Below are 24,331 nucleotides of genomic sequence, written 5' to 3' on the forward strand. Positions count from 1 at the left end.
AAATAGTTATAAATAAAAATTAACTAATCTTGTGAATATATCACAAAAATTAATAATACGAAAGCGGTTTTGTGATTATTTGTGTAAGTTTTCTTTCTGTGGGTTTGCCAAATGCAAGCAGTGGCGTGATGGTAAGTGCATGGATTTTGGTGTTTAGATGGGAATGATTCGGATGAAATGGTGTATGCCTTACAAGACGAAAAAGCACTACGATTTTCGCATTAAAATTCAATTTTGTTGGCTGTCTTTTTGAATGATTGTTTATGGGATGTGCCTACCATTGATAATGTTTGTTGGCATTTCAAGGATTGCCAACAAACATTTATTTGCAATAAATCATTAATTTGATGTGATGGTATCACAAAATAGGATTGCTCATTTATGTATAATATTTCACAAAACATAATATACTGTCTGTATAATAACATATTGTTAATTATTGTAAAAAATAAACAGTTGTTTATTTAAAAAAATAATTATAAAAATCAAATAATTAAAACATTATTTGTAAACACAATATTATATCATTTGGCAAGCACTAGACAATAAGTTGCTATTAATTTACAATTTGCAAAACTTATAGTAAGATAAGTTTTCTTTTACCGATTTTGTAGTACAAATGTTTCACTGCAGTAAATGACAGTGTATTTGAATGTTTTAACTTCATTGTTTATGATGGATAAACTTCGGTAATGCCCTAGTATCTTGATGGATTGGGGTTTGGTGCCAAGGTTATTCTTGTTAGCCATCACTGATGTTTTTATCATAAACACAAACACAAGGGTGTAATATGTCATTACAAACACAACCTGCCAAAAAAGGGTTTTACGCCAAGCCCTTGACCGTGGCTTGTATGGTTGCTATCGGCACAAATAGTGTCGCAGGCTACGCTGAGACGGGTGCACAGGCACAGTCAGCCAGCTCCGAGAGAGTGAAGGTAAGTAGTTATCTGTATAACTACTATTGGGATTTGATTAATCGTCGTTATTATAATCCAGCCCCAACACCAGCCCCAGCTCCAACGCCCATTCCTGCTCCTGTCAGACCAGCACCAGCCCCCGTTGCTCCCATGCCAACGCCTGCTCCTACGCCAGCACCTGTGGAGTCAACTGTCTCTGGTCGTTATGTGGCTCCTGTTGCATCATCAGAAGTCAAAAGAAATAATTACACAAGACAAGTGCAATCCCACCTAAAACGCAGCCAACCTGCACCAAGTGCTGGTACTCGCACAGGTTATAGTGTCATGGATACGTCAAACAACTCTGACTTGACGTCCAAATTCTATGGTGCCACCGAAGATGGCTATGCCCAGCGTCTAGATAATCTAAAAAATACCATCGATACTCGCCGTGCCAAAGTGGGCGTGATTGATACGGGCATCAACCGCTTCAACCGAGATATGGTCGGTGCCAACGTTCATGACACGCAGGTCAAATGTATCTCAGCAGGACGTTCTAGTTGTTATGACCCGCACAATGACTCGGGAATTGTTGAGACGTCAACCACGTCTGCCAGTGGCGACCATGGCAACCAGATGGCTGCTGTTATCGCAGGTAACAACGGCATGACCAATGCCAAAATCTATGGTAGTGACAGTATCGACCGTGGCTCAAACGGTGGTAACCAGTTCTTGATGATGCGTAAACTCAACCAAGACCATGGCGTTAAGATTTTTAACAACTCATGGGGTTCGGATAACTCTGACCGTTGGTTCTACGATGCTCAGCGACTCAACTATGACCCCAATACAGGCAACATCTACCCAAATCGTTACAGAACAAGCATTACCAATGCTGAGGTAACTCTGCCTGTCATTCATGACCTTATCATGAATCGTGACGCCCTTATCATCAAGGCGACAGGTAATGAGGGTCTTAATGATGCACATGATGAGAACTTAGCACCGCTCATGAACAGCGAGTTCAAAAAAGGCTTCATCACCGTATCATCACCACGAGAAGATTTTAATCAAGCCAATGACTGTGGTCGTACCGCTGAGTGGTGCGTATCGGCAACATCGTCCACCGAAAACTATGCCAACAACGGCAGACTGAGCAACTACAAAGGCACATCGCCTGCCACTGCTCGTGTGGCAGGGACGGCAGTGCTGGTGCAATCAGCTTATCCTTGGATGAAAAATGAGAACATCTCTCAAACTATTTTAGGTACGGCTAAGGACTTCTCAGAAATCACCGCCAATTCACCAAATGGCTACAAAGGACTCAGACGTGTGAGCCGTTTGCCATCAGGCTATTATGGCAGATATTATACAGACAACCGAGGTAATCTATACATCCCCGGCGACACCCCATGGGAAAACCGTCAAATCATCGCAAACCATAATGGTAAAAACATCACGTGGCAAGATGGTTGGGGGCTACTAGACCCAGAAGCTGCTGCTAAGGGTTATGGTGGTTTTTACTGGGACAACGTAGAGCTTGACACCCAAGGCACGCCTTTATCTGTATTCTACAATGACCTAAAAGGCGACAAAGGCTTTACCAAAAAAGGCGCTGGTAAACTGGTATTTACTGGTAATAACAGCTATAAAGGTAACTCTATCATCGAGGGCGGTTCATTAGAAATCAATGGTAACAATGGTGGTTCTACCATGGTTGTCAAAGGTGGTGAGCTGACAGGTCATGGTAGTGTTGCCAATGTACACCAAACAGGTGGCTGGGTAAATAACGAAGGTAATCTACGCATCAGAGGTAACTATAATATCAACACCAATCGTGGTGCAGATGCTGGTCTAAAAGCCCAGTTTGGCAACATGATTACCGTTGATGGCAAAGCAAGACTCGGTGGTACTCTAAACTTAACAGGCGAGACCAAAGATGGCATCATCAGCCAATCAGGCAGTCGCAGTACTGTTTTGCGTGCCAAGCAAGGTCTTGAAAACCGCTTTGACAGCCATCGTTCAAGCAACCCCTTGTTTGAGGTTACCAAGGTTGAGTACACCCCAGAGGTGGACAGAAATGGCAGAGTGGTGGGTAACTCACGTGTGAACAACGACGTACAAGTAACCGCCAGACGTCTAAGTGCAGGCAATGTTGTTTATGGCATTGGCATGAATAATAGCGGTAGCCGTGTTGCCCAAAACCTAGATAAAGTGCTAAACGACCTTGATGAAAAACAAGCAGTTCAAGGCTCATTAACCAGCGATGAAAAACGCTTTGCCAACCAAGTGTTTAGTAGTTTTGAGAATATGAGTGCCGACTATGGCAACAACACAGCCAGTCCCATGCTGTCTGTGGTAAGCACCAACCAAGAGCTATATAAGCTAGACCCAACATTCTATGCTGACAGTGCATTAAATGTGGTAGAAGACAGTGCTGTTCACGCCACTGACTTTGGTAAGCGTCTAAAAGATGGTAGAAATGTTTGGGGTTCGGTCAGTCACCATGATTATGATGTGGACATGGCTCACGCCACCAGCGAGCGTAAGGGCAACACCTATACCGTTGGTGCCAGCACTCAGACTGCGAACGATGTTAGTGTCGGTGCTCAGCTTGATGTCAGCGACCTTGACCTAAAAGAATCAGTTTATGGCATTAGCAATAAAACCCAAACTGACAGCATTGGTCTGACCGTGGGTGCATCCAAAAATGTTGGTGATGCTTATGTGTCAGGCTGGGTAAAAGGAGCTAAGGTTGAGACCAAAGCCAACCGTGCCGAGATGACCGATGACATCAAGTATGATGGTAAGCTATATGGCGTGGGTATCCAAGTGGGTAAAAACATCGATACCGCATCGGGCGTGAGCGTACAGCCTTATGCCTTTGCCAACCATCAAAAATACAAAAATGATGGCGACATCAACGATGGCATGAACATCATCACCGACATCAGTGCCAAGCAAACTCAGGTGGGTGTTGGTACGGATGTGGCATTCCAAGCAACCCCTGCCCTACAACTAACCGCAGGTGTGCAAGTGGCTCACGCTGTTAGCCGTGATACCAGCCTAGATACTCGCTATGTTGGCACAGCAACAGATGTACAATATGGTACTTGGGATACTGACAAAACCAAATGGTCAGCCAAAGTGGGTGCAAACTACAATGTAACGCCAAACAGTCAAGTAGGTCTAAACTACAGCTACACAGGTAGTGGCGATTCAGATGCTTCTCAGGTGGGTGTGAGCTTCACCAGTAAGTTCTAATTCATTAATAAGGTAATAAAAAACAGCACAATTTGAACCGACCCCCAAATCTTAGACATAAGATTAAAGGTTAGGTTGTTGCAAGTGGTTGTATTAACCCTAATTGGACTAAGTTTCTGTACTTAACAGGACTTAGTCCTTTTAATTTGCTCTTTATTCTATCATGATTGTAGTAGTGTATGTACTCATCAATCACTTGTTTAAGTTCATCTGTTGATGTAAATGTGGTTGTCTCATAAAATATCTCTTGTTTTAGCGTACCAAAGAAGCTCTCTATCACAGCATTATCCAAACAATTGCCTTTTCTTGACATGCTTTGGGTTAAGCCTTGTTCTTTTAGGGTTTGTTGATACTGGTGCATTTGATAGTGCCAGCCTTGGTCTGAATGAATGATGGGTTTGTCATCCATCTTTTCTTGGCTTAGCTTGGATAGGGCATCATTTAACATCTCTTTGACCAACTCATACGTTGGTCTGTCCTTCATCGTATAACTGACAATCTCACCATTAAACAAGTCGATGATGGGCGATAGGTAGAGTTTTCTTTGAATGACACCGCCATCATTTGCCTTGTCTTGTACTTTAAACTCGGTGATGTCTGTTGCCCACTTTTGATTGGGTTTGTCTGCTTTAAAGTCTCTTTTGAGTATATTGTCCTGAATGGTATCTTTGCCCATTGTGCCTTTGTAAGTATTAAACTTACGTTGACGACGAACCAATGCTTTGAGTCCAAGTTTAGCCATCAGTCGTTGCACTCGTTTATGATTAATGACCATGCCTTTTTGGGCAAGCTGATTGTTAAGCTCTGATGTGATTCTACGATAACCATACCTGCCCTTGTGTTGGTGGTAGATGTGGTTAATGTGTTCTTTTAAGTCAAGGTCTTTGTCAGGCTTTGTACTTTGACGAATGTGGTAATAAAACACACTTCTTGGCAAGTTTGACACTGCCAATAAGTCAGCAAGTTTGTGCTTATGCCTTAATTCTTGGATGATCAGGACTTGTTCTTTGTTTGTACTGATTGTTCCTTTTGACGAATTAAGGCATCTAGCTTTTTTAGATAGTCATTCTCTGCTCTAAGATAGGCAAGTTCATCAAGCAAATCATCCACACTTTTTTCGTGGTCTTGTTTGGTTTTCCAAGTTGATTTGGTTTTATTAGCGTTGTGTTTGTTTGACATTGCTTTTTTGCCTTTGGGTTTGGGTATTAGTCCCATTATACCAAAGGCTTGGTAGGACTTTAACCAAGTTGACAGTAAAGAAGGTTGTGGCAGATTAAGCTCTATGGCAAGTTGTGTAAGCGATTTGCCCTGTTGTATGGCTTGAACGGCATTAAGCTTAAAATCTGTGTCATAGACAGCCTTTGTGTGTCGTCTTTTTATGCCATCAATGCCATGTGCTTGATAGAGTTTAACCCATAGCTCTACGGTTGTGTGGTTTAGATTAAAGTGTTTGGCGGTTTGTTTGTAGCCATGATGATTAAGATAATACCCAATCACAGACAGTTTAAAGTCGGTTGTGTATTTTGCCATAAAAAGCACCCCAAAGGTTAGTGTGTCTAACTTTTGGGGTGCGGTTCAATTTCGGTTGTGCTGTTTTTTTGTTTTTAAATCTTAACAATCAAGAATCCCACATTTCTTTGTCCAAAGCCTTTTCTTGCTTGGCAACGGTTGCCACCCCTGTGATGTCGCCCACGACATTTAGGGCGGTGCGACCCATATCAAGCAAGGCATCAATGCCCAAAATCATGCCATAGGCAATCGCCACCGCCGAGCCAGCTTCCACAGGTAGACCAATGGATTCTAGTACCATAAGGAGCATAATCGCCCCCGCCCCTGGCACACCTGCCGTACCAATTGCCCCAAGCACGGCAGTCATCGTGATGGTCAGCATTTGCGAGCCGTCAAGCGGTACGCCCACCGCATTGGCAATAAAAATCGCACACACGCCAAGATACACGGTCGTGCCGTCCATGTTCATCGTAGAGCCGACAGGCAAGCCAAAGCTATAAATGTTCTTGGGAATGCCCATGCTTTGTGATGCTTGGATGGACACAGGCAAGGTTGCCCCCGATGAGCGGGTTACAAAGGCGGTGATAAAGGCGGGGCGAGCCTTTCTCAAAAAGATAAGTGGGGAGAGTTTCATCAACGCACAAATCACGCAGTACACAAGGGCGATTTGTAAGGCAAAACCAACATAAACAGTTGCCGTAACGCTTGCCAAGGAGCCAAAAGCGGTTGCCCCATTTTTTGAAAAAACAATAAAAATCAACGCAAACACGCCAATCGGAGCGTACTGCATGACCCAGCCGACAATCTTAAACATCGCTTGGCTAACCCCGTCCACAAAATAAAACACCGTGTCCGAGCTTTTTTTGATATTTTCATCATCGCTATCACGCCCAAAGGCAAGGGCAATGCCAAATACCAAACAAAAGAAAATCATGGGCAACACCTGACCGCTACTAATCACGCCGATTGGGTTGGTGGGGACGATTTCAAGCAGGATTTGAAGCATGCTTGGGGCTTCGGCAGTTTTGCCTTCGCTTGCGGTGTCGGCGATGAGTTCTAGTCCCAAACCGGGGTTAAAGAGCTTGCCCGCGCCAAGCCCGATGATGATGGCAAAAATGGACGTAATGGTGTAATAAATGAGCGTTTTTATGCCGATACGCCCAAGCTGGGCAGGCGTGATTGAGCTTGCCCCCACGATGAGCGTGGACGCAATGACGGGAATGACTATCATCTTTAACAGACGAATGAACAGCTCGCCAATGGGTGATAAAATGCTAATGGCGGTTTGGGCATTTTGAAAAATGATACCGCAGATTGAGCCTAGGATTAAGCCGATTAGGATTCTTAATAATAAGTTTGGCTTAAAATACCATGAAAAAAGTTTTGACATAACAAGTCCTATGATGTACAAAAGCATGATTTTTAACAAAAACACATCATTTTAACATAAATTTACAAAAGCCAATCATTTTTTGTTAAAATAAGAATTTTGGGCTAATGACATGGAACTCACCATACAGCTTATCTCCATACTCTTTTTTGTAGCGTTGTTTGCAGGGTTTATTGATGCCATGGCAGGCGGGGGTGGACTTTTGACCATTCCTGCCTTGCTTTTGACGGGCATGAATCCTGTGGCGGTGCTTGCCACCAATAAATTACAAGCCTGTGCAGGGTCGTTCTCGGCAAGTGTTACGATGATAAAAAAGGGGCTAATCCACCCCAAGATGATGAAAGTTGCCTTGATTATGGCATTTGTGGGTTCTGCGGTGGGGACGGTGCTGGTGCAATTGTCGCCCCCTGATTTTTTGCAAAAGGCATTGCCCTTTGTCATCGGAGCGGTGGGGGTGTATACGCTGTTTAGTCCCAATTTGGGCAAATTAGAGACCACGCCCAAAATGAGCCAAAAGCTGTATGAACGGACGGTTGCTCCACTTATCGGACTGTATGACGGCTATTTTGGGCCGGGGACGGGGACGTTTTTTAGTCTGTCGCAAGTCGTGCTTCGTGGGCGTGATTTGGTACAGGCTACCGCACGAGCCAAGCTGTTGAATTTTGCCACCAACATTGCGTCTTTGATTTTCTTTGTTTTAGGCGGTCAAGTGGTGTGGGTTGTGGGGCTTGTCATGATGACAGGGCAACTTATCGGAGCGTATCTGGGCTCGCACATGGTCGTCAAGGGCGGGGCAAAATTTATCCGCCCTGTGATTGTGGTGGTGTGCTTTTGTATGGTGGCAAAACTTTTGTGGGGTTAGAGCCTGTCAATCTCATCGGGCGACAAATTGGTATATTGGGCGATTTTGTCGGTGGGTTCGCCAGAGCTTTTCATGAGTTTGGCAATTTGTATAATACCTTCTTTTTTGCCTTGCTCATGCAGATAGCTGTCGGTTGCCAAATTATCACGGTAAGTTTTTAGGCTGTATTGATATTTTTGCCATTCTTCATGGGTCAAATTGGCAAGTTCGGCAATTTTAAAGGCTTCTTGAAAAATGGCATTGTCATTAAATGCAGTTGGTATCATTTGTAAATCCTTTAAATTTTTGAAATAAAATAACCATTTATCCAAATGGGTGGTTAATTCATGTTCTGACTTTTGAAATTTGGGCATTTCCAAATAAATCAATGTCAATTTGTCATAAAATATCCGCCCATGTTGGTCTTTTAATTTAATGGTGTGAATCACGTCATCATCGTCCAAATGCTCATCAAAACAAAAGTCCAAAATGCTTACGCAATACACCGCCGTAATTTGATAGTTCCACCGCCCACGCTTTGCCTGTTCGCTGATTGCCAAACTGGTGTAATACAAAGTGCGGTCTTTAAAATAATCCTGTTTGGTGCGTTGAAGTTCTACGATAAATTGCTCGCCTGTATGACTTTGGCAATAAATGTCATAAATGGCTTTGCGGTCGGATTGATTTTGCCCAAGCTGTTCGGTATTTTTAAATTCCAAATCGGCAATTTGATGATGAGTGGGTAATAGACTGTTTAAAAAATCAATCAACAAGCCTTTATTGGCTTCTGTGCCAAATAAGCGTTTAAAACCATAATCGGTAAACGGATTTAAAAATAAATTTGCCATAAAATCATTCTCTGTTTTTTATCATTTTAAAATTTGCTATTTTAAAAGTGGCAAAATTGGTGTGGGGGTAAATCGATTAAGCAAACACCAATCCCACTTCCATACCTAAATTAGCATTGATATTAACCAACGCATCAAGGCTAAATTTACTGATTTTGCCTTGTAATAGATCATTTAGGCGTGGCTGTGTCAATCCACAAACACAAGCCAGCTCGGCTTGTGTGCCGTCCATATCGGCTAGGGTATCTTGGATATGGGCAAGCAGTTCGGCTCTTAGTTTTAGGTTGGCACTTTGGGCGGGAGTGTCAGCTAAGGCATCAAATACAGAATGAAATTTCATGAGTGATTTTCCTTTTGTTGAGCAAGTTTTAGGCGAGCTTTGGCAAGTTCTATGTCGGCTTGTGATGTCTTTTGAGTCTTTTTGGTAAAGGCGTGTAGAACATAAACGGTATCTTGGAATTTGGCGGTGTAAATCACCCGATAAATACCATTTTCGTCTTTTAGGCGAATCTCAACCACGCCCGACCCTATGGTTGGCATATATTTAAAATCAGACGGCATTTGACCGTTTTGAACAAGATGAAGCTGATAGCCTGTGTCTTGTTTGATGTCATCTGGAAATTCTCTGATGTCGTCCAAAGATGTTCCCAAAAAACTCAATGTCTTTCATGGTTTAAGTCCACACCAGTTTTTAAAATAGATTATATCAAATTTGATATAAATTGCCAATTTTTGAGTTTTCTTGGTTGATGAAATTTCCCCACAAGACATTATCGTGTATAATGCCTTTATTTTTTGCGAATAAGCCATGACCCACCCCAAAATCCTACTTGCCATAACAGGCGGTATCTCCGCCTATAAATCTGCCGTCCTTGCTCGCTTGCTCATAAAAGCAGGCTGTGCTGTGCGTGTGATGATGACGGACGGGGCGTGTGAGTTTATCACACCTTTGACTTTGCAAGCCTTGACAGGCAACGAAGTCCACACCAAACTACTGGACGATGAAGCCGAACGTGGCATGGGGCATATTGAACTTGCCAAATGGGCGGACATGGTCGTCATTGCCCCTGCCAGTGCCAACACGATTGGCAAGCTCGCTCACGGACTTGCCGACAACCTTGTAACCACCGTTGCCCTTGCCACCACCGCCCCCATTGTCATCGCCCCTGCCATGAATCAGGCGATGTATGCCCACGCCATTGTCCAAGACAACCTTGCCAAACTTGCCCGTTTTGGCTACACCGTGCTGACCCCTGACAGCGGTGAGCAGGCGTGTGGCGATGTGGGGGCAGGGCGACTGCCTGAGCCTGATGATTTGTGCGAGCGGATTTTGACACTCATTGCCAAACGCCAAACGCCCCAAGTCTTACATGGTAAAAAAGTCATCATCACCGCAGGGGCGACCATTGAAGCCATTGACCCTGTGCGATTTTTGTCCAACCATTCCACTGGCAAAATGGGCTTTGCCATTGCTCGGGCGTGCGTGAATGCAGGGGCGGACGTTACCCTAGTGGCAGGGCGAGCGGTGCATTTGCCGACCCCCTTTGGGGCAAAACGGCTCACAGTCGGTACGGCTGATGAGATGCTCACCGCTTGCCAATCGGTCATGACGGACAACAGCGACACCATTTTTATCGCCACCGCTGCCGTGGCGGATTATAAGGTTGCCAGTATCGCCACCCAAAAAATCAAAAAAACGTCCGACCAAGACGGCTTGACCTTAGAGCTTATCAAAAACCCCGACATTTTGGCAACGATGAGCCAGACCTTCCCAAAAGCGGTTATGGTAGGCTTTGCCGCCGAGACCCAAGACACCGAAAATTACGCCCGCACCAAACTTACCGCCAAAAACCTAGACATGATAGCGGTCAATGACGTATCGGACAAAAGTATTGGCTTTGGTTCGGACAACAACGCCATGACGGTGTTTTTTGCCGAGCGGTATGGCAGGGATAAAGTGGTGCTGGATAAGGCAAGTAAAGACAGTATCGCCAAAAGTTTGGTAAATTGTGTGGCGGGGGTGATTCATGGCAACTGAACTGTTTAGCAAAAAACAAGATTATCTGCTTGCTCCGCTGTATTACCTACAAGCCAAAAAAGTCGCCAAAACTGCCCTAAGATTGCCAGAGCCTGACGGTGTTCGGATTGCCAATTTTAATCAAAACTGTGATTGTCATGCCTTAAATATCGCCATTTTTGGCGACAGTTCGGCGGCAGGCGTGGGCGTGGATAGCCAAGATGACGCACCGTTTGGGCGAATCGGCTCGCTACTTGCCAAACGGTTACAAAAGCCCATTCATGTACAGTTGCACGCCACGAGCGGACACACCAGTTTTGATTTGTTGCACCGCTTGTACGCCATGCCCAAGCTGACTTTTGATGTGGTCATCATCAGCATTGGGGTTAATGACGTGATTAAACGCACGTCTGATAAGGCGTGGACGGATAATTTGCAAGCGATTATCACACTGCTAACACGCAAATTTGGCGTATCTCATGTTATCTTTTTGAGCTTACCGCCTATGCACTTAGCCCCAAGCCTACCGACACCGTTAAACGGATTGATTGGGCGTAGGGCGGTCGCATTAAGTAAGATATTAGAGCAAATTTGTCTGCAAAATGGCGTGCATTATGTGCAAGATGACTTTGCCAAAAGCTCGCTAAACCGCCAAACCATGTTTGCCAAAGACGGCTTTCACCCAAGCCGTGCCACTTATGATGTGTGGGCAAATACGCTGGCGGATTATGTGATAAAGATTATGTAACCTTATCATTTAAAAGGACTTTTATGAAATTTGAACTTTGGCTAATTCCCCTATTTGTCATCGCAAGCGTATTGCACGGCATTGCAGGCATGGGTTTTCCGCTTATTACGATTGGGGCGTTATCGGGCGTATATGGGCTGACCCATGCCATTATCCTTGTGCTGGTGCCAACCGCCACGCTCAATCTCATCGCTTGGCTTGGCGGACGTGGCGGGGCGTGGCATAACTTTTGTTTTTATCTTAAAAAATACTGGCTACTTGTTACGGTGTCCGTGCTAGGCTCGGCACTGGGGGCGTATTTGCTCCTTGTGGTGAACTCGGCGTATCTGATGCTTGCCCTTAGTGCCGTTGTGCTGTGGTATGCCATAACAAGCCTTATGGGTAAAAAAATCGTCCTACCCAACACCGCTCTATCTCTTGTCAGCATTGGCTTTGTGGCAGGTGTGGTTGGCGGTGCGACCAACGCCATGTCGTCCGTGCTACTCATGTACCTACTCTCCATGACGGACGATAAGGACACGATTATCAAGGTTGGCAATCTGTGCTATTTTGTCAATAAACTGGTTCAAGTCATTGTTTTAAAAGACATTATCCTAGCGGTAGAGCCGTCTACTTGGGGGCTTATCATCGCCTTGACCGTGCTGTCTGTGGTCGGTATCATCATCGGAGCAAAACTTGGCAAACGCCTACCGTCCGACAAATTCCGCACGCTTATCCTGTGGGTGCTTATCGGACTTGGGATTAAGGTGGGTTGGCAAGGGGTGCAGGGGGTTTGGTTGTAATGTATTGATTTTTATAAAATACTTGACTTTTTAAAAAAAGTAGTATAATTACAAGTATGGTTTTTTAATTCAGTCATATAGGGGTAAAAGATGACGACATTAAACACAAATTTCCCATTATCTGTACTTAGTAATAATCAAGCAGTTACAGCAAAGCAGAAATCCAAAAAAATGACGGTTGCAGAGTTTGTTGCTTATATGGAAAAAAATCCCAATGAATATGTAGAATTGATTGACGGTCAAATTGTTGCTATGGCTGGCGGTTCATCAAATCATAGCCTGATTATTTCAAATTGCCTTGATGTTAAATTTTTTTTAAGAAAGAATATGCCAGATTGCAAGGTTCGCCCTAGTGATTTTGGCATTCAAACATCGGAGTATCAGGTTCGTTATCCTGACTTTTCCATTGCTTGTGGTGTTGAAGGTGATGCACTTGTAACGGCAAGACCAATTCTAATTGGTGAAGTTCTGTCAAAAAGCAATACAAACAAAGAAATGTCAATGAAAATTGATGAATATAAAAACCTTCATTCCGTTGAAGAGATTGTCATGATTTCCCAAAAAACAAAATCGGTTACCATTCATCGCAGGGGTAAGCTGTTTGGTTGGCATGAAGAAACTTATACTAATGGGATTGTTGAATATAAATCAATAGGGTATTTTTTTGATATTGATGATTTATATATTGATACTGATATCGGGAATAATAAGTAATGATGCAAAAATATCAACCGAATTGGCTTGGTATTTTTATGCACTAGTACACTCTACAAAATGAAAAAGTGCTACGGTTTCCGTTCGTGGTGAGCCTGTCGAACCATGACGGAAACCGACCCTTCGACAAGCTCAGGGTGAACGGTTTCCGTAGTAAAATTCAATTTTTTTGACTGTATGTCAATTCATCTATAATTCTGCTTATCGGACTTGGGATTAAGGTGGGTTGGCAGGGGGTGCAGGGGGTTTGGTTGTAACTTCTTTTAAGATTTGGACGTGTAGGAGCGAATTGCAATTCGCCCTGAATTTATTTTACAAAACTCTCTGTAAAAACAATCATTTTTGGGTACGATGACAATAAAAAACACGATAATCACCGTGTTTTTTATTGGATTTATTTTAAAAATCTAGTGCCAAAATCAATTTAGACGTTTGCCTGTTTTATCTATATAAAATTCTTCGTCATTTAGTTGCACTAGGGCTTTACCATTTTCAAAAACCCAAACATAATCATATTGAACAGGGATAACCACTTTACCTGTTTTATCAACAAAACCCCATTTGCCGTTTTGTTTTACTTGTGCCAAGCCCTCTAAAAAGCTCCAAGTCCAATCATATTGAATGGGAATAACCACTTTACCTGTGTTATCAACAAAACCCCATTTGCCGTTTTGTTTGACTTCTGCCAAGCCCTCTGAAAAGCTCCAAGCCCAATCATATTGAATGGGAATAACCACTTTACCTGTTTCATCAATAAACCCCCATTTGCCGTTTTGTTTTACTTGTGCCAAGCCGTCTTTAAGACAACCCACAGCAGTATATCCCGTTACCTGTGGTCTTTCACACGCCAAAGCGGATATTGGTAAAAGAGATAAGGCGATGATAAGGGGTTTTAGCAACTTTTTCATAAAAATCTCCGTGCTTGGTGGATATGATATAACCTTATTTTACAAACGTATTTTGGCAAAAACAAGTACACTCTACAAAATGAAAAATTGCTACGGTTTCCGTTCGTGGTGAGCTTGTCAAACCTAACGGTTTTCCGCCACCCGCAGGCATAGCTCAGATACCATGATACCCCACCTAAGTCAATGGTTTTTTAAGTATCTGGTATCTAGTATCTTACAAACTAACTTAAAGATACTTGTTGCTCAAAGGATGTTTGGGTTTTGATAACACCAAAACAGATATGTACCAATTTACGCATACAAGCACATAAGGCTTGCATTTTGGTTTTACCGTTTTGTTGTAATCGTTCATAAAATGCCTTAATGGTGCTATTATAACGAATGGCACTCATTGCAGACATATACAGCTTAGCACGCAAAGAGACTTGCCCTTGTTTGGACAGTTTGGTTGCTCCCTTAAAGACACCTGACTGTCTTTGTTTGGGTATTAAGCCTAAAAACGAAGCCATCTGTGAGGCTTTTTTAAATTGTTTGGTATGTATTAAGCATACCACTTCTTTGGCAATAACAGAACCAATACCGTCAATGGTTTCAAGTAAGGTTTTGTCTTGCTTTAAACTTGGGTGTTTGTCAACAAAGTCATCAATGTCTTTGGTGAGTTTGGCAATTTCCTCTTGAAGGACATTGATGACTGTTTGCATGGATGCTTTAACCAAATCGGGCAGATTGGGTGATAAGAGCAACTCTTGTCGGTTTTGCTCTCGTTGCAAATCTTCTTTGAGTGCTTCTAAGCGAGCCAATAGAGCTTTTAGCTGTTTGGCTTCAATGCTAGGTGCTACCCAAATCTCAGGCTTGTGGCTATAACCATACCTTGATAAAATAATGCTGTCTTTTTTATCAGTTTTATGGATTACCCCCAAACTGTCTGCAAATTTGCGGACATAGTTAGGATTGACAATGCTTTGCTTGATATTATTATCATCAAGAAACTCACTTAGGTGTTCATGATAAACCCCTGTTGCTTCTAGGATGATGTGTAGCTCATCAAGATGATTGCTGACATTGGTTTTTAACCAAGCAAGCAGTAAATCAAAGCCTGCTTTGTTGTTGTTAAAAACCTTGGTTTTTACTTTATTTGTGCTTGGGTTTATAAATGCAACATCAAACTTTGCTTTGCTGATGTCTATGCCAATATAGTGTATCATCTGTCTCTTGCCTTGTTTATGCAGTGTCTGTTTTAATAAACGCACTTAGATACCATTCAGAGTTAAGATGACAAGCAAAGGACACCATCTGAGCACCAGTGTTAAGACACTAAGGGCGAACCCGTGTTCTCTTTGCTTGTATAACCCAACAACATTCTAGCAGATAATCTAGGTTTGGTGTTGGGTTGATACAAGGGCGAACGGAAAACCGAGTTTGGCATACTTTTTAGACTACTACCTTATTTTAAAAATCTAGTGCCAAAATCAATTTAGGCGTTTGCCTGTTTCGTCTATATAAAATTCTTCGCCGTTTAGTTGCACTAGGGCTTTACCTTTGATAAAACCCCAAGTTTCATCATATTGAATGGGAATAACCACTTTACCTGTTGTGTCAATAAAACCGTGTTTGCCGTTTTGTTTGACGCTCGCCAAGCCTTCTGAAAAGCTCCAAGCATAACCATATTGAACAGGGATAACCACTTTACCTGTGTTATCAATAAACCCCCATTTGCCGTTTTGGTTGACGCCCGCCAAGCCCCCTGAAAAGCTCCAAACATCATCATATTGAACAGGGATAACCACTTTACCTGTTTTATCAATAAACCCCCATTTGCCGTTTTGTTTTACTCCTGCCAAGCCGTCTTTAAGACAATCCACAGAAGTATATCCCGTTACCTGCGGTTTTTCACACGCTAAGGCAGATACCGATGATAGGGCTAGGGCGATGACTAGCGGTTTTAGCAACTTTTTCATACAAATCTCCGTGCCGGGTGGATATGATACAACCTTATTTTGCAAACATATTTTAGCAAAACAAGTATATAACTTAAAGAAATAGTGTATATTATTTTGCCTTTATCTCCCCCCAACTCACCCCAAACCGTCCCAAATATTTCCTTAACCTATCACTGTCATTGCCACTTGCTTTATTTAGCCGTGAATGGTTAAATAACGCCCGTCCTGCACTTGCCAAATTATCATGCTGTTGGCAAATGTTGATGACATGGATAAGCTGTATTTTGTCAAATTTATCTAACGCTTGGGCGTGGATTTTGTCGTATAGAGCAGGATTGATATTATCATATTTGTCCGTCTCATCTGTTTCGTCTGTCGCCCATAATTCGTCCAGTCGCCCAATCTCATCAATGACCAATTTTTCATCAATAATCCCATTCTCGGCAAGCGTGGCAAGGCGTAAAATGCTCGCCGACAAATCCCGAAAATTACCACGCCACACTGCCCGAGTACTCATCGCATACGCCAAATACCGCTCGTAGGCACTCGGGCGAAATCGCACCGCACGCCCAAGCTCTTGCCCCACTGCGATAAGTTGATAGGCGATGTTGGGGGCGATGTCCTCACGGCGGTCTTTTAGGGCAGGCAAGGTGTATTGCCAAACGTTGATACGAGCGTACAAATCTTCACGGAACGTCCCTGCTCGCACGCACGCTTTTAAGTCCTTATTCGTCCCTGCAATCAGCCAAAAATCACTGTGTACAGGCGTATCCGACCCCATGGGATAAAACGCCTTGTCTTCTAAGGCAGTCAAAAGCATCGCCTGTTCGTCCGCCCCAAGCTCGCCAATCTCGTCCAAAAACAGCACGCCCTTATGAGCGGTCAAAAGATAGCCGTCTCGCGGTGTCATCGCCCCTGTGAACGCCCCTTTTTTATGCCCAAAAAGTGCCGAATATGCCATATCGCCACGCAACGTGGCACAGTTTACGTCCACAAACCGCCCAGAGACGAGATGACGAGATTTTTTGAGCTCAAAAATCCGCCTTGCCAGTCGTGATTTGCCCGCCCCTGTCGCCCCCATGATGAGCATGGGCGAGTTTGAGCCGAGTGCGACTTGTTCTATTTGTCCGATAAGGCGGTTAAAGGCGGGGTTTTTGGTTTCTATGCCTGTTTTTAAAAATTTGACCGCATCGTTTTTGACCTTATCCAAGCGACTGGCAAGGGCATCATAGCGAGCCAAATCAAGGTCTATCACTTCCACACCGCAGTCGGTTGTGTCGCCTTTTGGCGGAGCAGTTTGTAAAATGGTGCTGGGAATTTGTCTACTTTCTACGAGTAAAAACAGGCAAATCTGAGCAACGTGCGTGCCTGTGGTGATGTGGGTAAGATAATTTTCTTGTTCAATATCAAAAGGATAGCTGTCCGCCCATTCGGCAAGTTTGTCATACACTTCCCCAAAATCCCAAGGGTTGTCAAGGGGCATTTGGATAAGATTGACCGTGATGTCAGGGTGAATTTCCTTGATGTCCGCCACGACTTGCAGGGCTAGGCGTTCGTATTGTGGGGCGATAAACAGCTCCACACGGTCAAACGTCATCACCTGATGTACATTGACATTGGGTCGCCACTTTTTTCGCCGTTTTTGGCTAAATCCGTCATCTAATACCGTGCCAAGAAAGCCTATCATGACGTTTGTTTTTTGTTTTGACATGGGTTTTTCCTGATAAATATAGAAATTATACCGATAAAATATTCTAAAATCTATAAAATATTCTAATATTTTTAAGAGCCTATTACCAACCCTGATTGGCTTTTAAATTTTAATCCATTAAAAATCAATCACTTAAAAACAATTTTTGGCAAATTTTTCAACTTGGCACGACATTTGGATAATAAAAAATAGGCACATTTTTAAAGGAAAACCCATGCAAAAATTTATCTTACTTCGTGGTCATCAAGGTTCTGGCAAATCCACCTTTGCCGAGCAAAAAATCGCCGAATTTCAAGCCCAATTTCCAAACGGTGAGATTATTCATATTGAAAATGATAAATTATTGACCGATGAAAACGGCAATTATCATTGGTCGCCAGAGCGTATTGAAAAAGCGGTGAAACAAGGGCAGACGATGATGAAAAATGCCTTTATGGACGCTCGCCAAAATCCCAATAAAGATATGCTCATTATCAATTCCAATACCAACCAAAAATCATCGGGCTGTATTCATCTGTTAAAAACCGCTCGTAAATATGGGCTTGTTACCGAAGTCTATCGTTTGCATAACTTTTTTGATAATACGCATAATGTCAAACAAAGCGATGTCTTATCGGCTTATATTAAACTTAACCAAAATAAATTAAGAGATGAAATTCATATAGAACCAATCCGTCCTATGAGCGATGAGACAAAACAAGAAATTGAAAAAATGAGCAAATTTGATAATAAAAACATACCTTTTGATAAAAATCGCCAAAGCTATATCAGCGATGAATATCTACAATATGGCAAACGCAATTTTATTAGCAAGCAATCAAAAACCTATCCAGAGCTATTTGTATTAAAATATAAGCGAGACATATTTTACAACAATAATTTTGATAATGCCTTGCTTGAAATGCGTGGGACGGTGATTGATAAATACAATAATATCATCATTCGCCCCTTTAAAAAAGTATTTAATTATAGCGAGCGTATCGCCAAAAATGCCAAATATCCGATAGTCATTGATGATAGTCATCGTGTGGACGCTGTATTAAAGGTGAATGGCTTTTTGGGCGTGTGTACTTATGTGGCATTGGATAGCACGCACCCAAGTTATCAGGCAAGTTTTAATCATCAAGTACTATATTCTACCACAGGGTCGCTAGATAGCGATTTTGCCAAGATGAATAAAGCCCACTGCCAAAAATATGAGCCGTTATTTAAACAACACCCAAACCATACGTTTTTATTTGAGATTACCGATGAAAAAGACGTGCATATCATTAAAGAAACGTTTGGCGAGACTTTAATCGGGATTATTGATGTGGCAACAGGGCGACAGTTTAGCGAAAGCGAGATTGATGAAATTGCCAATGCCTTTAATGCCGAGCAAGAAAAGCAAGGCAATAACATTAAAATCATTCGTCCAACGATTATTAAAAATATCCCTTTTGGCGAATTAAAGGCATTATTAAAAACGGTAGAACACGAAGGTTTTATGGTGTTTGATAACCAAAGCCAAGAACTGTTATTTAAATTAAAATCGCCCTATTATCTGATTTCTAAGTTTTTGGGTAGAAGTAACGCAGGCAATATCGGACGAAAGCTAGATAAACGCCACGTTGATGAAGAGTATTATCCGCTGATTGATTATATCAAAGACAATCAAACTACCTTTAATGAATTGTCAGAGCTGGATAAGATTGGGTTTATTCAAGAGTTTTTGGGGAGATTATGAAACGGTTAGATGAAATAAATCCATTTCAAAAGATCATTGATGAATTTTATCAAGTATTTAATTATCCAGCACCAACAGAGCATTTAAATGTTTGTAGTTGTGGTGGCTGTATTGATGATGAAATTGAGTTACAAATGCGAACTTTGCCACTTCATGAATTAACAAAAGAGCATTTTTATCAATATAATACTTCTGCCAAAGATGAAGTGGAAAATCCTAATGAACTTAAATATTTTTTACCCAGAATGGTGGAACTTTTTGTACAAGGTAAAGAATTGCACCATTCTACCGAACTTTATTTTCAAAGGGTTGGAAATTGTTCAAAAGAGAGTTTTACACCAAAAGAGTGGGTATTATGGGATAAATTTGCCAATTTATATTTGGATAATTTATTAAAGCAATACCCATACGAATGTTTTGATTTTTTATCGGATAATATTTTTGCCATTCTTTTGATGTTTAATCTTACTCATATTGATATAGAGCCGTTTTTAATGCGTTGGCGAAATGCTGATACATCACAAGCGATTGCTTATTATATTCATGCGAGTTGGATGGATTATTGGTTTGATGATGATGGTTTTGGCGAAGATGTTGGATTTTTTGGTTATTCCGATGATTTTATACCACTGTTAGAACATTGGTTAAATCACCCTGAACATAAATCCTATTTTGCACAACAGATTTTGCTGATGGATAAAAATGTTCTTGATGAAATAGAATATTTTGCTGATTTTTATCCAGATTATATTGAAAAACTTCTTAAAAAAATGTCTTAAATTTTTAATGTGGTAAGAAAAAAATGTATCAAGAAAGAAAATTTTTTGCGGTATTAAAACCCAATTTGCCAATCAAAAAGATATTGGTTCACGACAAAAAAGACGGCACTTTTGTTTATCAATATACCGACATCAATGCAAAATATGGCAGTTATGATGACTATTATGATTGCCAAGATGATGCGTTATCATCTTGGCAAGATGATATTGATGATAAAGGTTGGCAAGAAGTTTTTTATTTTAATTCATCAAGACACAGTGAATTGCCTGACGATTTAACTTTTTTAAAGGAAAAACCAATGATTTATTTCACTTCCGATTGGCATTTTAGCCATAAAAATATCGTTAAATTTTGTCCAACTTTTCGCACAGCATTTGACAACATTGATGATATGGACAATGAGCTGATAGAGCGTTGGAATGCCACCGTCCGCCCTGATGATGTGGTATATAATTTGGGCGATGTGTCATTTAGCCACGATTTAAAAATGATTGAAAAAACGCTGTCGCAATTAAATGGCAAGCATCATTTGATATTGGGTAATCATGACGGTTTGATTGCCCGTCATCAAGAGCGGTTTTTAAAGGCTATCAAAAAAGACGGCAATCCCATGTTATCATCGGTGCAGGATTATTTAAAATTAACTCTTAGAGAATTAAAACGCACGCTGATTTTATTTCATTATCCCATTGATGAATGGGACGGTTGTCATAAAGGCTATTATCATTTGCATGGGCATATTCATGACCGCATGGCAAAGATTAAAGGTAAGATTTTAAATGTCGGCTATGATTTGCATGGGCGGTTTTTGACACTTGATGATATTGATGAGTTTTTAAAAGAGTTGCCTAATGTATCGCATTTTGGCAGTGATGATGAGATTGTGCTGTGTGATGATGTTTGTCAAAATGCTAAGAGAATAAAAGATGAGTTATTAAAGTTAAATGCTTAAAGACAAATAATTGAATTTAAGTATTGAATTAAATTTTTATTTTTGGTATTATAGCCATAGTATTTTTAAATTGATTTAAGAGGATTTTATTATGATAAGCCAAGAATTAACCCATAAACTATTAACCAAAAACCCTTATTTTAATGTCTCTGGTTTGACTTCATCAGAAGCCAACTATATCTGTGAGCGTATCAAAGAAACCCTAAAACCAATCCAAGATGAGATTGCCAATCTAGAAACGCACACATCTAGCCTTGACGGTGAAGCATTAGATAACTTTAAAAAGGTCAATGATATTGACGGTAAACTTGCCAATATTGGTAAGTTATACGCCATTTCTGCCTTTTTTAGAAGTGCCATTAAAGAAAAAGACAATCGCCTTGATATGATTAACACCAAAATTAAACAAGTGCGAGATGAGCAAGATTCATTATTGGCGGGCATTGATATGGTAGAATTATTGGCGGGCATTGATATGGTAGAATTACAACGCCTAATCAATGTGGATATGGAGGATTATCTTTTGACACTGCCATTATCTGATGTGATGACTTACAAAACTGCCGAAGCCAAAGCGTCTCATATTGGCAAATTTATCCATAACTTTGATAAAATCCGCACAAGCCTTACCAAAAAAGAACGCATTAGTTTTAAAGAAGTGGGCGAGCAGGTATTTAAAATTCATCATACACCATTATATGAGCTAGATGAATTGCAACAATTACAAAACTATCTATTATCCGAGCATAGAGAATATGAAAGTACGGTCAATGCCTATAAAGCCAAATTCCGTGAGTTTCAAAATAAATCGCTGGTGGCTTATGAAGAAGAGTATAATAAACGCTCTCACGAACGCCAAATGCTGTTAAACGAAAAAGTAAAAGCCGAAACCGAAAAACTCATCGCTATAAAAAACGAGATTGCCAATTTTAAAATCATCGTGCCAAATGAATTTAAGCCAATCATTGATGAGTTATTGACCGTAAAACCTTTATGACCGATTTTGGGGAAATGGGCTTTGACCTATAAAGCCCATTTTACCCAAAAACCAAAGTAGCACAAGGCGTAATAAATTGGCATTTTTGCCCTAGCATTGAACATGCAACGAACTTTTAATTCGTTTATGAAACCATCGCCCTATTTTTATCCTTTAAAGTTTACCAATTTTTAAAAATTGGACTTTTAAGGCATTATCTTTGACTTTGACTTAATAAAAATAGGGGTCTTTGCTTTTGATTTGGGTGTTGCCTGCGTGCCTTGTGCTACTTTATCTTTTTATCTTTTATTTTCTTATCAATCATTTATCAAGCACTTCCCAAATACCCCACAAACAACATAATCACTACAAAAATTTTGCCCTTTCAAACAAAAATCATTTGGCAATTTGGCAAAAATGGTGTATTTTATAGCGTAATATTTGCTTACATTTAAGTGTCTGATTGTGATTAATTTTTGAGCAATTTGACCGATTTTACTGCCAATACATTCCATTTTAGAATATTAAGGAAGAATCATGCAAAATTTTAGTATCCCTGCCGACCGTCCTTGGGTTAAGACTTATGCTGACAAGGGGCTTGATATTAATGTCAAAGTGCCAGACGGTGTTAATTCACTGCTTGACAGCTTTGAGCAGAACTTTGCCAAACATGGCAACAAAGTCGCCCTAACGTGTATGGGGGCGTCCATTACTTATCGTGAGCTTGACACATACAGCCGTCAGATTGCCAGTTATTTGCAGTCGCTGGGGCTGGTTAAGGGCGATAAAGTGGCGGTGATGATGCCAAATATTTTGCAGTATCCGATTGCGATGATGGGCATTGTGCGAGCAGGTCTGACCCTTGTCAATGTCAATCCGCTGTACACACCGCATGAGCTAGAACATCAGCTTAATGACAGCGGGGCAAAGGCGTTGTTCATCGTGGAGAACTTTGCTCATACCTTTGAAAAGGTCAAAAATAAAGGGCAGGTTAAGCACGTCATCGTGGCGAGCATTGGCGATATGATGGGACTCAAAGGTATTTTGGTGAATTTGGTCGTCCGCCATGTCAAAAAAATGGTGCCAAGCTGGAACATTCCCAATGCCGTGAGCTTTAAAGATGCCCTAACGGCAGTATCGGCAAGTCGCTATGTCCGCCCCGAGCTGTCGCTTGATGACATTGCGGTGCTACAATACACAGGCGGTACGACAGGTGTGGCAAAGGGGGCGATGCTCACGCATAAGAACCTTGTGGTTAATGTTGAGCAGTGCATGACATTTGTCAATAAGGTCTTTCCTGCTGATGAAGATTTGACGGGTAAATACATCGCCACGGCGTTGCCTTTGTATCATATTTTCTCATTTACGGTATCCATGCTTGGCTTTAAGATGGGGTTTAGCTTACTACTCATCACCAACGCCCGTGATTTTGATGCCTTGACCAAAGATTTTGCCAAATATCGCCCTGTGTTTTTCCCTGCGGTCAATACCTTATTTAATGCGTTGGCTCATCACGAAGGCTTTAAAAACCTTGACCACACCAACCTACGCCTATCACTTGGCGGGGGTATGTCGGTGCTACCAAGCACGGCAGAAGCGTGGGAGAAACTCACGGGTACTTACATCGTTGAAGGCTATGGGCTGTCCGAGACATCGCCTGTCGCCACGCTAAATCCGCCAGGGGGCTACACGGGCAAAATCGGCATTCCATTTCCCAATACTGACATCATTCTATTGGACGATGATGGCAAAGAAGTGGCACTTGGCGAGGCAGGCGAGATTGCCATCAAAGGTCCTCAGGTCATGGCAGGCTACTACAATCGCCCCGATGAGACCGAAAAGACCATGACAAAGGACGGTTATTTTAAGACGGGCGACATCGGTGTGATGGACGAGCAGGGCTTTGTCAAAATCGTTGACCGTAAAAAGGACATGATTTTGGTGTCGGGCTTTAACGTCTATCCTAATGAAGTTGAAGAAGTCATCGCCGCTCACCCCAAAGTGCTAGAATGTGGCGTGATTGGTGTGGCAGATGACCACAGTGGCGAGCTGGTCAAGGTTTATGTCGTCAAAAAAGACGACAGCTTGACAGAAAAAGAGGTCATCGCATGGGCAAAAGAGAATCTAACAGGTTATAAACGCCCAAAATATGTTGAGTTTATCAGCGAATTACCAAAATCCAACGTGGGCAAAATCTTGCGTAAGGATTTGCGTAAATTAGAAGAAAATAAAAAGGCGTGATAAGGTAAAAATCCTTAACGCTTAAAAAGCCGCCTAATCTGAATATTGCCAATGGGATATTCTAGATTGGGCGGTTTTGTTTTGGG

At 41.7% G+C, this 24,331-nt stretch carries 21 protein-coding genes; 11 read left to right on the forward strand and 10 right to left on the reverse strand.

The window, feature by feature from the left end; all coding sequences use genetic code 11:
- The first annotated feature begins 790 nt into the window (after nucleotides 1-790).
- The gene (locus tag AAHK14_RS06445) at nucleotides 791-4,162 is read left to right on the forward strand and encodes a S8 family serine peptidase (RefSeq protein ID WP_065255288.1); all 3,372 of its coding nucleotides are present in this window, start codon (nucleotides 791-793) and stop codon (nucleotides 4,160-4,162) included.
- Between the two features lie 70 nt (nucleotides 4,163-4,232).
- On the opposite strand, the gene AAHK14_RS06450 is transcribed toward AAHK14_RS06445, so the two are convergent.
- The 3 genes from AAHK14_RS06450 to AAHK14_RS06460 form a co-directional block, all read right to left on the reverse strand.
- Nucleotides 4,233-5,183: an IS3 family transposase gene (locus AAHK14_RS06450; protein WP_156731740.1), complete on the reverse strand. Its 951-nt coding sequence runs from the start codon at nucleotides 5,181-5,183 to the stop codon at nucleotides 4,233-4,235.
- Nucleotides 5,156-5,692 (reverse strand): helix-turn-helix domain-containing protein, encoded by a 537-nt coding sequence (locus AAHK14_RS06455; RefSeq protein WP_065256690.1) that lies wholly within the window; start codon nucleotides 5,690-5,692, stop codon nucleotides 5,156-5,158. Before AAHK14_RS06455 ends, AAHK14_RS06450 begins: the two co-directional genes overlap by 28 nt.
- 88 nt (nucleotides 5,693-5,780) lie before the next feature.
- On the reverse strand, nucleotides 5,781-7,061 hold the full coding sequence (locus AAHK14_RS06460; protein WP_065256502.1) for a dicarboxylate/amino acid:cation symporter: 1,281 nt from the start codon (nucleotides 7,059-7,061) through the stop codon (nucleotides 5,781-5,783).
- A gap of 112 nt (nucleotides 7,062-7,173) precedes the next feature.
- On the opposite strand from AAHK14_RS06460, the gene AAHK14_RS06465 reads away from it, so the two are divergent.
- Nucleotides 7,174-7,923, forward strand: a complete 750-nt coding sequence (locus AAHK14_RS06465; RefSeq protein WP_065256501.1) for a TSUP family transporter — start codon at nucleotides 7,174-7,176, stop codon at nucleotides 7,921-7,923.
- Here AAHK14_RS06465 and AAHK14_RS06470 read toward each other — a convergent pair.
- From AAHK14_RS06470 to AAHK14_RS06480, 3 genes are all read right to left on the reverse strand, one after another.
- Nucleotides 7,920-8,750: an Rpn family recombination-promoting nuclease/putative transposase gene (locus tag AAHK14_RS06470; RefSeq protein WP_065256500.1), complete on the reverse strand. Its 831-nt coding sequence runs from the start codon at nucleotides 8,748-8,750 to the stop codon at nucleotides 7,920-7,922. The two genes, AAHK14_RS06465 and AAHK14_RS06470, sit on opposite strands and share 4 nt — an antisense overlap.
- Before the next feature lie 76 nt (nucleotides 8,751-8,826).
- Nucleotides 8,827-9,090 carry an XRE family transcriptional regulator gene (locus tag AAHK14_RS06475; protein WP_065256499.1) on the reverse strand — a complete coding sequence of 88 codons (264 nt, stop codon included), beginning with the start codon at nucleotides 9,088-9,090 and terminating at the stop codon, nucleotides 8,827-8,829.
- Entirely contained in the window at nucleotides 9,087-9,389 is a 303-nt protein-coding gene (locus AAHK14_RS06480) for a type II toxin-antitoxin system RelE/ParE family toxin (RefSeq protein WP_227514748.1), read from the reverse strand. The genes AAHK14_RS06475 and AAHK14_RS06480 overlap by 4 nt, the downstream gene beginning before the upstream one ends.
- Nucleotides 9,390-9,558: 169 nt before the next feature.
- Between AAHK14_RS06480 and coaBC the strand changes: the two genes are divergently transcribed.
- The 4 genes from coaBC (at nucleotide 9,559) to AAHK14_RS06500 (ending at nucleotide 13,011) form a co-directional block, all read left to right on the forward strand.
- Nucleotides 9,559-10,788 (forward strand): bifunctional phosphopantothenoylcysteine decarboxylase/phosphopantothenate--cysteine ligase CoaBC, encoded by a 1,230-nt coding sequence (gene coaBC / locus AAHK14_RS06485; RefSeq protein WP_065256497.1) that lies wholly within the window; start codon nucleotides 9,559-9,561, stop codon nucleotides 10,786-10,788.
- Entirely contained in the window at nucleotides 10,778-11,515 is a 738-nt protein-coding gene (locus tag AAHK14_RS06490) for an SGNH/GDSL hydrolase family protein (protein WP_065256496.1), read from the forward strand. Before coaBC ends, AAHK14_RS06490 begins: the two co-directional genes overlap by 11 nt.
- A 23-nt stretch (nucleotides 11,516-11,538) precedes the next feature.
- Nucleotides 11,539-12,297, forward strand: a complete 759-nt coding sequence (locus AAHK14_RS06495; RefSeq protein ID WP_065256495.1) for a sulfite exporter TauE/SafE family protein — start codon at nucleotides 11,539-11,541, stop codon at nucleotides 12,295-12,297.
- Nucleotides 12,298-12,387: 90 nt separating this feature from the next.
- The gene (locus tag AAHK14_RS06500; RefSeq protein WP_065256494.1) at nucleotides 12,388-13,011 is read left to right on the forward strand and encodes a Uma2 family endonuclease; all 624 of its coding nucleotides are present in this window, start codon (nucleotides 12,388-12,390) and stop codon (nucleotides 13,009-13,011) included.
- A 419-nt stretch (nucleotides 13,012-13,430) separates the two neighbouring features.
- Here AAHK14_RS06500 and AAHK14_RS06505 read toward each other — a convergent pair whose 3' ends face one another.
- The 4 genes from AAHK14_RS06505 to rtcR all read right to left on the reverse strand — a co-directional run bounded on the left by AAHK14_RS06505 (nucleotide 13,431) and on the right by rtcR (nucleotide 17,570).
- On the reverse strand, nucleotides 13,431-13,919 hold the full coding sequence (locus AAHK14_RS06505; protein ID WP_083108444.1) for a WG repeat-containing protein: 489 nt from the start codon (nucleotides 13,917-13,919) through the stop codon (nucleotides 13,431-13,433).
- Between the two features lie 221 nt (nucleotides 13,920-14,140).
- Nucleotides 14,141-15,169, reverse strand: coding sequence for an IS110 family transposase (locus AAHK14_RS06510; RefSeq protein ID WP_346818239.1), 1,029 nt, complete (start codon nucleotides 15,167-15,169; stop codon nucleotides 14,141-14,143).
- Nucleotides 15,170-15,388: 219 nt separating this feature from the next.
- Complete coding sequence (locus tag AAHK14_RS06515) at nucleotides 15,389-15,877, reverse strand: WG repeat-containing protein (protein WP_083108402.1); 489 nt, start codon at nucleotides 15,875-15,877, stop codon at nucleotides 15,389-15,391.
- Between the two features lie 91 nt (nucleotides 15,878-15,968).
- A complete protein-coding gene (rtcR, locus tag AAHK14_RS06520; protein WP_065256958.1) occupies nucleotides 15,969-17,570 on the reverse strand; it encodes an RNA repair transcriptional activator RtcR in 1,602 nt (533 codons plus the stop codon).
- Between the two features lie 214 nt (nucleotides 17,571-17,784).
- Here rtcR and AAHK14_RS06525 point away from each other — a divergent pair, with 214 nt between their 5' ends.
- The 5 genes from AAHK14_RS06525 to AAHK14_RS06545 all read left to right on the forward strand — a co-directional run bounded on the left by AAHK14_RS06525 (nucleotide 17,785) and on the right by AAHK14_RS06545 (nucleotide 24,245).
- Nucleotides 17,785-19,296, forward strand: coding sequence for an RNA ligase (locus AAHK14_RS06525; RefSeq protein ID WP_065256957.1), 1,512 nt, complete (start codon nucleotides 17,785-17,787; stop codon nucleotides 19,294-19,296).
- Nucleotides 19,293-20,075 carry a hypothetical protein gene (locus AAHK14_RS06530; RefSeq protein ID WP_065256956.1) on the forward strand — a complete coding sequence of 261 codons (783 nt, stop codon included), beginning with the start codon at nucleotides 19,293-19,295 and terminating at the stop codon, nucleotides 20,073-20,075. Before AAHK14_RS06525 ends, AAHK14_RS06530 begins: the two co-directional genes overlap by 4 nt.
- Nucleotides 20,076-20,098: 23 nt before the next feature.
- Nucleotides 20,099-21,028: a metallophosphoesterase gene (locus AAHK14_RS06535; RefSeq protein WP_197035923.1), complete on the forward strand. Its 930-nt coding sequence runs from the start codon at nucleotides 20,099-20,101 to the stop codon at nucleotides 21,026-21,028.
- A 91-nt stretch (nucleotides 21,029-21,119) separates the two neighbouring features.
- Nucleotides 21,120-22,025 (forward strand): hypothetical protein, encoded by a 906-nt coding sequence (locus AAHK14_RS06540; protein ID WP_194092735.1) that lies wholly within the window; start codon nucleotides 21,120-21,122, stop codon nucleotides 22,023-22,025.
- A 516-nt stretch (nucleotides 22,026-22,541) separates the two neighbouring features.
- Nucleotides 22,542-24,245: an AMP-binding protein gene (locus AAHK14_RS06545; protein WP_065256953.1), complete on the forward strand. Its 1,704-nt coding sequence runs from the start codon at nucleotides 22,542-22,544 to the stop codon at nucleotides 24,243-24,245.
- Nucleotides 24,246-24,331 lie beyond the last annotated feature (86 nt).

This window comes from Moraxella sp. K1664, assembly GCF_039693965.1.
Classification (GTDB): Bacteria; Pseudomonadota; Gammaproteobacteria; order Pseudomonadales; family Moraxellaceae; genus Moraxella.